The 13,513-nt window shown below is 57.2% G+C and carries 11 protein-coding genes; 5 read left to right on the top strand and 6 right to left on the bottom strand.

Features of this window, described 5'->3' with window-relative positions:
• Positions 1-2 precede the first annotated feature (2 nt).
• The 3 genes from KJ970_02640 (at position 3) to thrS (ending at position 2,911) form a co-directional block, all read left to right on the top strand.
• Positions 3-449, top strand: a complete 447-nt coding sequence (locus KJ970_02640; GenBank protein ID MBU2689797.1) for a zf-HC2 domain-containing protein — start codon at positions 3-5, stop codon at positions 447-449.
• A complete protein-coding gene (locus KJ970_02635) occupies positions 446-760 on the top strand; it encodes a YbjQ family protein (GenBank protein MBU2689796.1) in 315 nt (104 codons plus the stop codon). Before KJ970_02640 ends, KJ970_02635 begins: the two co-directional genes overlap by 4 nt.
• A 279-nt stretch (positions 761-1,039) precedes the next feature.
• Positions 1,040-2,911: a threonine--tRNA ligase gene (gene thrS, locus KJ970_02630; GenBank protein ID MBU2689795.1), complete on the top strand. Its 1,872-nt coding sequence runs from the start codon at positions 1,040-1,042 to the stop codon at positions 2,909-2,911.
• Positions 2,912-2,921: 10 nt separating this feature from the next.
• Here thrS and KJ970_02625 read toward each other — a convergent pair whose 3' ends face one another.
• The 3 genes from KJ970_02625 to KJ970_02615 all read right to left on the bottom strand — a co-directional run bounded on the left by KJ970_02625 (position 2,922) and on the right by KJ970_02615 (position 6,381).
• Complete coding sequence (locus KJ970_02625; protein ID MBU2689794.1) at positions 2,922-3,854, bottom strand: C40 family peptidase; 933 nt, start codon at positions 3,852-3,854, stop codon at positions 2,922-2,924.
• A gap of 37 nt (positions 3,855-3,891) precedes the next feature.
• A complete protein-coding gene (locus tag KJ970_02620; GenBank protein MBU2689793.1) occupies positions 3,892-4,422 on the bottom strand; it encodes a GWxTD domain-containing protein in 531 nt (176 codons plus the stop codon).
• 867 nt (positions 4,423-5,289) lie between these two features.
• A complete protein-coding gene (locus KJ970_02615) occupies positions 5,290-6,381 on the bottom strand; it encodes an ATP-dependent 6-phosphofructokinase (protein ID MBU2689792.1) in 1,092 nt (363 codons plus the stop codon).
• Positions 6,382-6,587: 206 nt separating this feature from the next.
• Here KJ970_02615 and KJ970_02610 point away from each other — a divergent pair, with 206 nt between their 5' ends.
• On the top strand, positions 6,588-7,859 hold the full coding sequence (locus tag KJ970_02610; GenBank protein MBU2689791.1) for an AAA family ATPase: 1,272 nt from the start codon (positions 6,588-6,590) through the stop codon (positions 7,857-7,859).
• 139 nt (positions 7,860-7,998) lie between these two features.
• Here KJ970_02610 and hflC read toward each other — a convergent pair whose 3' ends face one another.
• Together hflC and hflK are read right to left on the bottom strand one after the other, a co-directional pair.
• Positions 7,999-8,946: a protease modulator HflC gene (gene hflC, locus KJ970_02605; GenBank protein MBU2689790.1), complete on the bottom strand. Its 948-nt coding sequence runs from the start codon at positions 8,944-8,946 to the stop codon at positions 7,999-8,001.
• Positions 8,943-9,941, bottom strand: coding sequence for an FtsH protease activity modulator HflK (gene hflK, locus KJ970_02600; GenBank protein ID MBU2689789.1), 999 nt, complete (start codon positions 9,939-9,941; stop codon positions 8,943-8,945). Before hflK ends, hflC begins: the two co-directional genes overlap by 4 nt.
• A 162-nt stretch (positions 9,942-10,103) precedes the next feature.
• On the opposite strand from hflK, the gene KJ970_02595 reads away from it, so the two are divergent.
• Complete coding sequence (locus KJ970_02595; protein ID MBU2689788.1) at positions 10,104-12,041, top strand: family 20 glycosylhydrolase; 1,938 nt, start codon at positions 10,104-10,106, stop codon at positions 12,039-12,041.
• Positions 12,042-12,064: 23 nt separating this feature from the next.
• On the opposite strand, the gene KJ970_02590 is transcribed toward KJ970_02595, so the two are convergent.
• Positions 12,065-13,438: a right-handed parallel beta-helix repeat-containing protein gene (locus KJ970_02590; protein MBU2689787.1), complete on the bottom strand. Its 1,374-nt coding sequence runs from the start codon at positions 13,436-13,438 to the stop codon at positions 12,065-12,067.
• Positions 13,439-13,513: the final 75 nt, after the last annotated feature.

The raw sequence follows: 13,513 nt of genomic DNA, 5'->3' as shown, positions 1-13,513 counted from the left end.
CCATGACGTGTAATGACTTTAAGCCGCTATTGGCCGGCTACCTCGATAAGGAACTCACAACCGAGGAATCGGTCCGCCTGCGCGAGCATCTCTCCACCTGTTCATCGTGCCGGACGGAGCTTCTCCAATTTGAGGAATTGCTGGAGGTGACCCACTCGATGAAGCCGGAGCAAGTGCCTGATCGTTTTTGGGACATTTACTGGCATGGTATCTACAACCGGCTTGAGCGAGGCATTGGCTGGATTCTCTTTGCCGCTGGTGTCGCCATCCTCATCGGTTATGGGCTTTGGTCTTTCGTCCAAATGTTGCTGACCGATTCCAGCACACCCCTTATACTGCGGATTGGATTGGGTCTGGGTGCGGTGGGTCTCGGTGTCCTCTTATGGTCTGTTGTGCGTGAGCGCTGGATCCTCAGGAAAAAAGATCCTTATCGGGAGGTTCAGAGATGATTTTGGCGACAACGGAGATGATCCCCGGTCACGAGATTGTTGAGGTTCTGGGTCTGGCGCGGGGCAATACGATCCGGGCGCGTCACATCGGGCACGACATCATTGCCCGGTTCAAGGGAATTGTCGGTGGTGAGATCGGCGATTATACGAAACTCATGGCCGAATCCCGGGAACAAGCCATCGACCGGATGATCGTTCACGCCGAATCGATGGGTGCCAACGCGATCGTCTCGATCCGGCTTGGCACCTCCATGATCATGCAATCGGCCGCCGAAATCGTCGCTTACGGCACGGCGGTGAAATTGCGCTAACGAACCCGCGCACCGCAAACACGAAAATCCGCCATCCGGTTTAAAGAAGGGAGGCCCCCCTCCCTTCGCTTGACACCCACCAAGACCGGCCCCTAGCATGTAGGGTTCCAGCTCTTATGAACAGGATCGATTCGGCCGAAAATTTTTAGAGCGATCTCCCAATCCCCATTATAACCAAATGACCGGGGAGAACCGGCAGAGGTGAACAATCATAGAGAGGCGGAGGGCGTGCCCTTGTCATCAGACCAGATCCATATTCAATTGCCTGACGGGAACACCATGGATGTTCCGCGGGGAACCACGGCACTCGAGATCGCCGAGAAGATCTCTCCACGCTTGGCAAGGGTCGCTATCGCGGCGCTGGTGAACGGGCAGCCGAAGGATCTTTCCCTGCCCCTTAATGCAGATGTTGAACTCCGCATCCTGAAATTCGACGATCCGGAAGGAATGGATGTTTTCCGCCACTCCTCCGCCCATCTTATGGCGCATGCGGTCAGCGAGCTTTTCCCGCAGGCGCAGCCGACCATCGGTCCGGTCGTTTCCGAAGGCTTCTATTACGATTTTGCGCACGAGCCCTTTACCCCGGAAGATCTCGAGAAGATCGAGAAAAGGATGAAAGAGATCGTCGCCAGGAACCTTCCCGTGGAACGCCGCGAGATCTCCCGCGAAGAGGCGCTGGAAATTTTTAAGGACAATCCCTTCAAGGTGGAGATGATCCAGGAGCTGCCGGAGGGCGAAATCGTCTCCGCGTATCAGCAGGGTGACTTCATCGATCTCTGCCGCGGGCCGCACATCCCCCACACCGGAATGATCAATGCTTTCAAATTGACCAAGCTGGCCGGCGCCTATTGGCGCGCCGACGCCCGCAATCCACAGCTTCAGCGGATCTACGGTATCTCCTTCACCGATCCCAAAGATCTTCGCAAGCACATGAAGCTGCTGGAAGAGGCGAAGAAGAGGGATCACCGCTTGATCGGCAAACAACTTGATCTCTACTCTTTCCATGAAGAGGGTCCCGGACACTGCTTCTGGCATCCCAAGGGAACCACGGTCTATAACAAAATGTCCGAGTGGATCAGTCAAGAGTGCCACCGGCGCGGCTACCAGGAGATCCGCACTCCCCTCATTCTGCACGAAAGCCTCTGGCATCGATCAGGCCATTGGGATCATTTCCGCGAAAATATGTACTTTACCGAGGTGGAAGGCCGCCGCCATGCCATCAAGCCGATGAATTGCCCGGGTTCGATTATCATCTACAACTCAGGGCTGCGTTCCTATCGGGATCTCCCCATCCGTTTCGCCGAATTGGGATTGGTCCACCGGCATGAATTATCCGGCGTGTTGCACGGCCTCTTCCGTGTCCGCTCCTTCACCCAGGATGACGCGCACATCTATTGCACCCGGGAGCAGATGAAAAAAGAGATCGTTGATATGGTGCGCTTCACCCGTGAGGTGTACGCGGTCTTCGGCTTTACCGAGCTGGGTATCTATGTCGCGACCCGTCCCGAGAGCGCCCTCGGCGATCCCGAGATATGGGAGGAGGCGCAGGCGGCTTTGGAAACCGCGCTTAAAGAGGTGGACCTCCCCTACCGCATAAAACCCGGCGAAGGCGCCTTTTACGGCCCAAAGATCGAGTTCAACATTAAGGATTGCCTCGGCCGGGATTGGCAGTGCGGCACCATTCAGGTTGATTTTTCCTTCCCGCAGCGGATGGATGTCACCTATGAGGGCTCGGACGGCAACCGCCACCATGTCGTTCTGCTGCACCGGGCGATTCTCGGATCCCTCGAGCGCTTTATCGGGATCCTCATCGAACAGACCGCCGGCAAACTCCCGCTCTGGCTTTCACCGATCCAAGCGGTCCTTATCCCTGTCGCCGACCGACATCAGGAGTATGCAACACAGGTCAAAGGACATTTAGAGGAAGCTGGTCTGCGGGTAGAGGTTGATTCCCGTTCCGGATCGGTCTCCAAGCGTGTGCGAGAGGGGCAACTTCAAAAGATCCCTTATATTCTTGTTGTGGGTGACAATGAAGAGAAAGACGGCACCGTCGCCGTGCGCACCAGGGATAATGTCGTCCACGGTCCCCGGTCTATCGACGCGCTGTTGGAAGAGGCCTTGGAGAGAATCCGGACGCGGGTGATGGATTAGCGCGGACGGTTCAGCCGGAAACAACCCACCGGCATCGGATGAGAAGCCGCCTCCCTTCTTCATCCGGCTCGGGGTTGAGAAGGGTCCGGTGAACATTTCCCGAGGCATGGATCATTCCGCCGTCGCCATCCAAAAAGCCGACATGATCGATTTTATCGAGCGCTTCGCCAAAGAAGGCGAGCCCGGGCGCCGCATCCAGCGTCGCATCAGGCGCGTTGCCCCATCCCCTGTCACAAAACCAGCGGCATTGATCACCGGAATCACGCGGCAGCCGCAAACCTTCCATCCCCACACAGAGATTCACCAGGCCTGAACAATCAAAGCCGCCGGGACTCACACCACCCCAGAGATAGGGTGCCTGCAGAAGGAGGCGGCTTCTTTCGAGGGCGCCTTCCAGTAAGGCGAATAACGCCTCTTTGGAGAGATCCTCTTTCCGCTCCAACCTCCCGGCTCCGCCATAGAACCCCGACAAGAAAGGTTTCGCGGCGGGAAGAAGACCGATGGAGGGGAGTTTGACACGGCAACCCCACGGTGTTTCCACAGCGGATCGCGCCATCGAGCTCACGGAACCCAGGCAACGGGTCCCCATCCCCAAACAGACCGGGGCTTCGCCTTCCTCCTCCGGAACGGATGATAACCAGCGATCCCTCACCATGACACCGGGTTGTGCGCACCAGGGGCTGGAGGAATCCACCGGTTCGCACATCCAGCTTCGGAGATAGCCGATCGTGCCGTTGGGACATTGCGCGTGGATCCATTGCGCGTGAATCCCTTGGGCCTGAATCCAATCCGCCCCTTCCAGGCCGCTTATGGCGGGAGATGTTTTGGGGGGTGAGACGATACTGAGGATCATTCCCCCTAAAACCTGGTCGATCATCTCACTCGTATGCGCCGGCTCTCGTCGCACCGGTTCTACCAGAGTTTTGACCAACGCAAGGTTCATAGAGATTTCCCAAGGGAGAAATTGTTAAAGATCGGGCTTAGAACCGGCCCGGCTCATGCAGAACATAACGGCCGAATCCGTCGTAATCGACAAAGATAAAGCGCAGGCGGAATTTGTAGTAATCCCAAATCTCATAAGGGTATCTATCTTGGTTTTGCGGAAAACTCTCGATCTGATCGGGAGCGCCGTATTTGATGTAGATTCGGCCCCGGTCACTTCTCCAACCCGGTTCCATGACACCAAAATGCTCGTTTGCGTAACGGACCCTTATAAAGAACTCCTCTTTGAATTCATTGCGTTCGGTTTCGGGTTCCGGATCGCGGCTATCCCAGAACTCATCCCAGGCTTCCTGGCGATCTTCGGGCGGTGTTTCGCGTAGTTTCTTCAGCTCGTCCTCGTCGGCGATCATTTCGATCATGTCGATCGCGGAATCGTAACCGGCTCCCAAACTGACCCGCGTTTCATCCAACTCAAACTGCGCGCGCTCTGTTTTTTCCTTGCCGTCGAGACGGCAGCGAACGGTGAGGAGGTAAGATCCCATCCATAGCTTCTCGAGAAAAAGGGGCATGACAACACTGGTAACACCCGGCCCGAGGGGAACGGAACTCTTATCCCGCCGCAACTCCTGCCCGGCATGTGTGCTGAGAAACCATTCGACATGCAGGGAATCGTCCTTCGGCTTTTCGGCATGAAAAACCTGCGTGTAAAAACAGGTGGGAAAACGTGTGCCGCCGAAGCGGCGCCCCAGTACGGGCGCTTCAACCAGCGGATGGAAATCATCCCCATCAGAGGAGCAAATGCCGAAGAGGATCTCCCCCACTTCCAAACCTTTTTCATAGGATGAGATAACCTTGAGGGGGATTCGTTTCTCATTTCGCGTGCCCGCCTCGGGTTGTGACACTTCGACCGTCACATTATAATTGCCGGGTTTGATTGGAAAACGAATCGTCTTGCGGAGCGTGCGCGAGGAATTTCGAACCTTACTCATTGATTCAGCCCGTATCCGATGGCGCCAGACATCCCCGGCAATCTGAAAATTTCCGTCATAAATCTGTACCGTTATGTCCAAGACGGCTTCGAGATCTCCGGAGGTTCGAGGCGCGAAGAACAATCGATTCACCGGGATTTCCACATAGGTAAAGGCTTTGAGGGTATCGTCCTCCATGTAGGCCGCCACCTCAGCGACGAAGTGGGGGGTTCCTTGGCGCATCATCATGCCCTGCGGCTCCGCGGGATGGCTTTGCAGGGCTAGACTCAGGAGGACAAGTCCCGGCAGGACGAACTTGAGCCGAGCGCGCCGCAGTGAGGTAAGCTGATACCTGACAAACCGATGCGGGAACGGCAGAGGAGTTTTCTCCACCGGACCATCTTGCTGTGGGGAGAGTTTGTTTGGAAGCCGACTCATTGACTCTCCCCTCTCACATGTCTTAGGAGCCTAGTCCCCGAAACAGGTCCCAACGGCGCGGGCGGCCATCACGAGTTCGGAATTTGGGTCTACCCGACGCAATTGTGACACAGCTTCGCCCAGAGGAGCATTAACAATTTCAGTCCCTCTCAGCGCAACCATAATCCCCCACCCCTCTTTCACGGCGGCTTCACCCGCGGCCACACCAAACCGTGTGGCCAGGACACGATCAAAGGCTGTCGGACTCCCACCCCGCTGGAGATGACCCAAGACGGTTACACGGACCTCGGCTTCGATCCTTTGTTCCAGCTCGTTTGCGAGCCATCCACCGATTCCGCCCAACCGAACCGGATCTGTTGATTCTTTGACAACCTGTTTAACCACAGCGCTCCCACCGGCCGGGATCGCCCCCTCCGCCACCACGATGATGGAGAAGGTGCGGCCTCGGTAGGTACGCTCCCGAACCGCATCGATCACCCTGTCGATGACAAAGGGAATCTCGGGAATAAGAACGATATCCCCCCCGCCGGCTAACCCCGACTGAAGGGCGATCCATCCGGCATAACGGCCCATAACTTCAAGGACCATAATCCGGTGATGGCTCTCCGCCGTGGTGTGCAGCTTGTCGACCGCCTCGGTCGCTGTCACCAGGGCCGTATCAAAGCCAAAAGTGACATCGGTCGAGCCGAGATCGTTGTCGATAGTCTTGGGAACGCCGATAACCATGACACCCTTTCCCATGAGTTGACTGGCGATCGCCAGCGATCCGTCACCACCGATAACGATCAGCCCATCCAATCCATGCCGCTCCAGAGTCTTTATCGCTTCATCGGATCGATCTCGAAAAATCAATTCGCCGTTTTCCATCTCTGGAACACGGAAGGGATTATCACGATTGGAGCTTCCAAGAATGGTGCCACCGCGGGGAAGGATGCCGGAAACCTTATCGCCGTCGAGACGGATAAAATTGTCTTTGAGGAGGCCGGCATAACCGTCAAGAAATCCCAAAACATCCATGTCATACTTATAAACGGCCGCTTTTACGACCCCCCTGATCACGGCATTCAGTCCAGGACAATCCCCACCTCCGGTCAAGACACCGATTCTTTTTGCCCGACTCATAAACCGATCCTCCTAACTTGCTCCCTGACAGAAGACTACTACAGCCCTCAAAGTATCGTTATGAAAGTCTCGCTATGCCTATGGATCGTCACGGCCTTCGTCGATCCTTATCTAGAGGACTTCTAGACCCTCCGCATTCGGAGTGATAGGCTCACTCGGAGTGATAGGCCATCAAAGATAGAATAGGCATTGAGGAGATCCAGTCTATGAGAATTCGGAGGGTCAGCCGGCAAGTGAAGAAAAGATCGAGCGCGCCATCAGCCTCATCCATATCCTCAAAGAAAAAGACAGCGAGCCGGATGACCCAAGACAGCTCCATCACTGCCAAGAAAGAGCCTTCCGCGCCCGCCTCAACGCCGGAGAAAAAAGGGACCGGGTCGGCAAAGAAGAAACAAACAGCAAAGTCCACCAAGCCACCCCGCAAGCAAGGCCCGTCAAAAAAATCCAAGGTGAGGCGCCAGAACCCATCGACTTCTGAGAACAAGCCGGATGGAACCACCGCGCCCGATGCGGTGACCTTTGCTCAGGCCCGGCCGGCGCGCAGAGCCAACCTCTCTTCACGCGAAGCCCACGTTCTCCTCAACCTGGAATCATTGCTCCATCAGAGGATCGTTGGGAAAGACGAGGCGGTGAGACGGGTCGCCAACACCATTCGGACCCGCCGCGCGAATCTTGATTTCCGGCCCGATCGCCCGGACGGCGCCTTTTTGCTGGTCGGACCCGCCGGTGTCGGAAAGAACGAGTTTGCGCACGCCGTTGCTGAAGTCCTGCTCGGCGATGAGAACCAGGTTGTCTCCTTGGATATGAATGATTACCAGGAAGAGGAGTCGATTGCGAATCTCATGGCGACGCCGGTGCTCGGCCGCGACGACCTCATCCTTGTCGGAACCCTCACCTCAGCCGTTCGGGCCAATCCGAATATTGTGATTTTATTTCGCGGATTGGAGAAGGCGCATTACGCCGTGCAGCGATTGATCTATCAGATCCTAGAGGAAGGGACCTTTACCGACGCCGCCGGACAGATTTCGTTCCAGCATACGATCATCTTCGCCACGACCCGCTATTCGGAGGATGACCTCAAACCAGGGGCGGGAATCGGTTTCGCTCATGCCGGAGATACGCTCGAGGACCGCCTAAAGCAACTCCTTAAAGATACGGTCTATCCTGAACTGGTGAGCCGGTTTAACGAAGTAATTTTCTTAGGCAATTTGACCTCCGACGATGTCCGGTCGATCGCCCGCTACAAAGTCGAAGTCGTCTTGGAGAGACTCAAACAACAACGACGGGCCGTGCGGGTCAGCGATCGTGTTCTGGATACCTTTATCAAAGAGGACGAGGTCCACAGGATGGGTGCGACCCGCCTGAACCGGACCCTTGAAGAGAAACTCTTCCACCCCTTGGCGCTCTATATCCTTGAGCATCGGAAAGCCCGCAACATCCAGGTCGATCTGGAGGGCGGACGCCTCGTCATTCAGTAGCGCGGGCGCCGTCCAGGGCCCGGGTAAACGATGGGATACAGAAACGGCGGCTCGGATCTAAACTGAGCCGCCGTTCATTATTCTGCAAAGACCCGCCAGCGGAGCACCGCCGGCCAACAACCATCAGAGCCGCAAAAACCTAACGTCCATCCATGCTCTTCAGATATTTATAGAATTCCCCTCCCGTGGAGAGGATCAGCCACGTTTCGGGATCGATCGTGTTGCGATACGACTCCATCGTCTTGAGGAAAGAGTAGAAATCACGCGTCTGGCCATTCTGATTGTAGGCATTGGCGTAAATCTGCGCCGCTGTCGAATCGGCGCGGCCGATGATGACCTCCGCCTGCCGGTAGGCATCAGATTGGATCGCCTTTAGATCCCTCTCCTTATTACCCCTAATTCTGAAGGCTTCACCCTCTCCCTCGGAGCGATACCGGTCCGCGATCCGCTCCCGTTCGGCGATCATCCGTTCATAGACCTTCCGGCTGACCTCGTCGACATAGTTGATCCGCTTAAACTGAAAATCGAGGATCTCAATGCCGAGGTCGGAGGTGCGGGCGGCCGCATTCTGTAAGATCTGCAGGCGGATCTGATCCCTTCCGATCGCGATATTCTCCAAGGCGGTTTTCTGCTCATCATCAAAGATAAGGGAATCGGATTCGGTCCGGTTTGTAGAGCGAACGAGTTCCAACAGAAGATGATTGGCGATCGCGTTTCGCGTTTCTCCATCCAGAATGTCATCGAGACGGGTTTGGGCGCCGCGTTCATCCTTCAAACGCTGGAAATAGAGCAGGGGATCGGTAATCCGCCAGCGGGCGTAGGCGTCGACCCATATGAAGCGTTTGTCCCTCGTCGGCAGTTCGTTGGCGTCGCCGTCCCATTCCAGGAAACGTTTATCAAAACGGTGGGCCTTCTGTATGAAGGGCACCTTCATTTTCAGACCCGGGGTCGTGATCTGCCGGTCCAGCGGCTTCCCGAATTGGGTGATGATGGCCTGCTCCGCCTCACCTACGATAAAGAAGGCGCTGTTTAACAAAACAAGGACCGCCACGCCGAGGATCGCGAGTGCAATCAGTGTCGGTTTCATCGCTGCGCCTCCTTTCCCTGGTCCATCCCCAGCTGGCCGGCGCCCAGATTCAGGAGCGGCAGGATCCCTTTCACATCATCATCAATGATGAGTTTCTTGCCGGCTTTGGGAAGAATATCGTTCATCGTCTCGAGGAAGATCCTCTTGCGTGTCACCTCCGGCGCCTGCGAATACGCCTCATAAAGGGCGACGAAGCGGGCCGAGTCGCCGCGGGCCCGGTTGATTCGGTCGAGGTAGTACCCCTCGGCCTGCTGGATCGTCTGCAGCGCCTCTCCCCTCGCGCGCGGGATGACGCGGTTGTATTCCGCCAGGGCCTCGTTGATCAGGCGCTCGCGTTCCTGCTGCGCCTCATTGACCCCGTTAAACGACGGCTTCACCGGGTCGGGTGGATTCACATCTTGTAGAACAACCTGATCGACACGGATCCCCGTTTCATATTGATCGCAGAGGATCTGCAATTTCTGCTCAACATCAATGGCGATCGCCGTTCGCCCGACGGTGATCACCTCATTGACCGTCCGGTCGCCGATCACCCCGCGGATCACCGCCTCCGTCATCGCCCGGAAGGTGCTCCGGATTTCGCGGACACGGAAGATGTTCTTATAGGGATCCACAATCCGGAATTGAACAACCCACTCCACCTGAGCGGCATTCAAATCACCGGTGAGCATGAGCGATTCCTCATCGTAATTCCGCGTCGCATATTGTGTGCGAACACCCCCTTGCAGGGTGCGGAATCCGAATTCCTCCTTGTGCTGGCGTTGAACGGCAATCTTCTCAACCGCCTCTATGCCAAAGGGGATCATCATGTGCAGTCCGGGTTCCGTCGTGCGAACAAAGGCGCCGAACCGAGTGATGACGCCGTTCTCCTCAGGTCCCACGGTATAAAATCCCGTTCTAACCAGAACCAGAACGAGAATCGCCATGATGATATATTTAATGAGCCGTCCGGAGGGCAATCGCAGGTGAATATCCCTGATCTCCGGCGAATCCATAGTCACCTCCTTGCGTGTTATTCTAATTGGGTCAGCATGATACCGTACTCAGGGGCACTCTCCCCTGCACCTTAAAGCCCTGGTCCCACGAGGTCCAGGATGTTCTACCGGGAACGAACGAGCTTCATGGACTTGGAACGGGCCTTTTGGGAGAATGCAGGCATGAGCCTTGACCTCCTCCATCCCAGACCCCAGCAGATCCGCGACCTCGGATCGCACTGGACCATTCCTCGGCGGGTGCCGATCGTTCCACCCCTTGCCGGCGCGGTCGATGGTACCGCTGATGCCCTTGACGCCACGGTTGCCGGCGGCGGCGCACCCTGTGATCTCCCCCTCCGCCGGCTTTCCGACGGATTGAAAGGCCAGGGGATTGAGCCCTCTTTGACCCCCTCCTCAGAGCGTCTCGAGGGCGGGATCAGGCTTCAGATCGATCGTTCTCTCTTTTCCAAGCCCCAATCGTATGAAATGGCGCTCATCCCCACCGGTTTGGAGATCACGGCGGCCGACGACGCCGGCCTCTTCTACGGAATTTTGACCTTTTGCCAGCTGCTTCAGCTCTATCCCTCTTCCGGCGCCGCCTTGACGCTCCCTACCCTCTTCATACGCGACGAACCCGACTTTATTCACCGGGGCGTCATGCTTGACGTGAGCCGGGACCGCATACCCACGATGCCAACGCTCTATGAATTGGTGGATCTTCTGGCCGGATGGAAAATCAACCAGCTTCAGCTTTACATGGAGCACACCTTCGCCTATCGGGGTCATGCAGTGGTCTGGAAGGATGCCGATCCCTTCACGCCTGAGGAAATCCAGGCGCTGGACCGGTACTGCCGCGAACGCTATATCGAACTGGTTCCCAATCAGAACAGCTTCGGCCACCTGCACCACTGGTTGATTCATGCACCGTATCGTTCCCTGGCGGAATGCCCCGATGGGGTCGAACATCCCTTCAGCCCCTCCCGCGAGCCGTTCAGCCTCTGCCCGATCGATCCGAGGAGCATCAGCTTCCTCCGTGACTTATACGATCAACTCCTCCCCAACTTCACGAGCCGGCAGTTCAATGTGGGATTGGATGAGACATTCGATCTTGGGATGGGGCGTTCCGCCGAAGTTTGTCAAAGAGAGGGCCGGGGCCGTGTCTATCTCGAGTTTTTAAGAAAGATTCACCAGCTGGTTGCTGAGCGGAGCCGGAAAATGCAGTTCTGGGGGGATATCATCCTCCATTATCCCGAGCTGATCGGCGAGTGCCCGTCGGATGCGATCGCCCTCGAATGGGGTTACGAAGCGAATCATCCCTTTGAAGAGCATCTGGAGACGTTCGTACAGGCCGGATTGGAATTCTATGTGTGCCCCGGGACCAGTTCCTGGAACAGCCTCGCCGGCCGCACAAAGAATGCCCTGGGCAATCTCAGCCGCGCGGCCGTCGCGGGCCATGCCGCCGGCGCCTCCGGTTATCTCATCACCGACTGGGGCGATCACGGTCACCTGCAACCCCCTCCGGTCAGCACTCTCGGTTTTCTGGCCGGGGCGGCCTATTCCTGGAATGTCTCATCCGCATCGGATCCGAAACACTTTGACATCCCTCGGCTCCTGGACGCACATGCCTTCAAGGACCGCACCCTCGCCATGGCCGATGTCGTCTACGGACTCGGGAATCTGTACCGGACGGCCGGATCCCAGGTGGCGAATGGGTCGGCGCTCTTTTATCTCCTGCTGTTCCCCGATCTTCCCCTCAACGATAACCGTTTCCAGGGGCTGACCGCCGCGAGTTTGGGGCGGACGATAGATCAGATCGAAGATCTCTTTTTAAAATTGAGTGCGGCGGAGATCGCCCGCACGGATGCCGGCCTGTTGATCTCCGAATTCCAGTGGGTCGCGTCGATGCTGCGATTCAGCTGCCGGATGGGACTCGCGCGGTTCGAGCATCCATCCGGCGGATCGCTCGGCGCCATCCCCGGCGCTGAACGGCTCCGTTTAGCAGGGGATCTCAGGGATTTATTGAAAGAACATCAGCGGCTGTGGCGCTGCCGAAGCCGCCCGGGCGGTCTTCGGAATTCGAGCCGGCGGCTGGAGCGGGTCATCCGGCTCTTAGAAAAATGAGTTCGCTGCGCCAGGCACGCCTCCTAATTATAAGTCGCCTTGATCTTGCCCCAGGTCGTCAGCATCGTTGCTGACGGGGGATTGCAGCCCACGGGAAAGGCGCCGATCAGATCGCACTCCTCATTCGGTGGAGAGAACGGGGCGCATGGGGAATCGCTGCGAATGGCAAAGTCACCGTTTTCCGGGTCACAGAACAGCGGATCTTCAGAGATATTGCCATTAACTCCATATTGATCCTCGATACATCCGACCCAGTCACCGTCCGCGTTTCCATAGATGTCGCAGCAGACCAGTTCGATCGAGCTGGGACACCTGACGGCCGCGCCCTGCTCTCCGAAAACAATCTGCGTCTTCTCCATTGAGAGGGCATTCTCTCCGCCTCCCCATACTCCGCTGCCGCCTCCAGGCGCGGCATTTCCAACGAAGGTGCAAGCCGTGACCACCACCGGCCCATCGGAAATCATCCCCCCGCCGTACTGGCCGGCGGCGTTGCCGACAAAGGCGCATTGGTCGACGGTGATCTCGCCGGCGCCGTGCAGCCCGGCTCCGGCGGGAGCGGAGTTCTCTCTCAGAACGCATCTCCGAACGATGGAGCCTTCCACATCCTCGATGCTCATGGCGCCGCCGACTTCCCCTGCGCTGTTCCCTTCACAAACCAAATCCTCAAGGATCGGGGCGTCGTAATGAAAGCGGATGGCCCCTCCCGCCTCGCCGGCGGTATTGCTTGAGAAGCTGCAGTTCGACACGTGCGAGGAGGAACTCTGGCCCGCGATCGCTCCCCCGGTCAACGTCGCCGCATTTCCCACAAAGCTGCATCCGGAGATTGTCGGTGAGGCCCACTGGCAGAAGAGGCCCGCTCCCACGAGCGCGGTGTTCTCCTCAAAGACGCAGTCGGTGATCGAACCGCTCGAGTTGGCCCAATTGATGCCGGCTCCTCCGAAGTCCGAGGCATTGTTGAGGAATTGACAGCCGATGATTGAGGATTGCGAATGGTTCAGTCCAAGGGCGCTGCCCAGATTATCACGGAACCGGCAATTATAGAGGGTCGGGGAAGAGCTGTCGCAGATGATGCCCGCCGGGTAAGCCCCCCTGATGGTTATCCCTTCCAGAATCGAGGAAGCCCCCTCGCCGCCGGAGAATTCGATCGCCCCGTGCGGCTCGCTCTGGCTTCCCTCGCAGTCGATGAGGCAAGTTTCCGGATTTCCGCCCTGCGATCGCACCGTGATGGCTTTCCCAAGATAGTCCATGTCCCGATTGCCGTCCCCGGTGAAGGTCCCATCCGTCAGCTCGATGATGTCTCCTTCTAGCGCGGCATCAATAGCCGCCTGGATCGTTGGGAAATCCCCGGTCCCGTCGGGTTTAACAATGGTAGTTGTGGCCTCGCCGGCAGCGGGCATGAGTAAAATGAGCATAGTTATAATGCAGAATCGGACTATCATAAATCCCCCCATGTCGCATGAAAACGGGTCGCA

This window comes from Candidatus Eisenbacteria bacterium (assembly GCA_018831195.1).
In the GTDB taxonomy this organism is placed as follows: Bacteria; Eisenbacteria; RBG-16-71-46; order CAIMUX01; family JAHJDP01; genus JAHJDP01.
Note: the sequence above shows the minus strand (reverse complement) of the source record. Positions and strands in the feature narration are given on the sequence as shown.

Bases quoted from the DNA above. Each gene is read 5' to 3' on its own strand.
- KJ970_02615 (MBU2689792.1), bottom strand. From the start codon at position 6,381: ATGAGTCGGGCAAAAAGAATCGGTGTCTTGACCGGAGGTGGGGATTGT.
- hflK (MBU2689789.1), bottom strand. From the start codon at position 9,941: ATGGATTCGCCGGAGATCAGGGATATTCACCTGCGATTGCCCTCCGGA.
- KJ970_02635 (MBU2689796.1), top strand. From the start codon at position 446: ATGATTTTGGCGACAACGGAGATGATCCCCGGTCACGAGATTGTTGAG.
- thrS (MBU2689795.1), top strand. From the start codon at position 1,040: ATGGATGTTCCGCGGGGAACCACGGCACTCGAGATCGCCGAGAAGATC.
- hflC (MBU2689790.1), bottom strand. From the start codon at position 8,946: ATGAAACCGACACTGATTGCACTCGCGATCCTCGGCGTGGCGGTCCTT.
- KJ970_02640 (MBU2689797.1), top strand. From the start codon at position 3: ATGACGTGTAATGACTTTAAGCCGCTATTGGCCGGCTACCTCGATAAG.
- KJ970_02590 (MBU2689787.1), bottom strand. From the start codon at position 13,438: ATGCCCGCTGCCGGCGAGGCCACAACTACCATTGTTAAACCCGACGGG.
- KJ970_02610 (MBU2689791.1), top strand. From the start codon at position 6,588: ATGAGAATTCGGAGGGTCAGCCGGCAAGTGAAGAAAAGATCGAGCGCG.
- KJ970_02595 (MBU2689788.1), top strand. From the start codon at position 10,104: ATGAGCCTTGACCTCCTCCATCCCAGACCCCAGCAGATCCGCGACCTC.
- KJ970_02620 (MBU2689793.1), bottom strand. From the start codon at position 4,422: ATGCCCCTTTTTCTCGAGAAGCTATGGATGGGATCTTACCTCCTCACC.
- KJ970_02625 (MBU2689794.1), bottom strand. From the start codon at position 3,854: ATGAACCTTGCGTTGGTCAAAACTCTGGTAGAACCGGTGCGACGAGAG.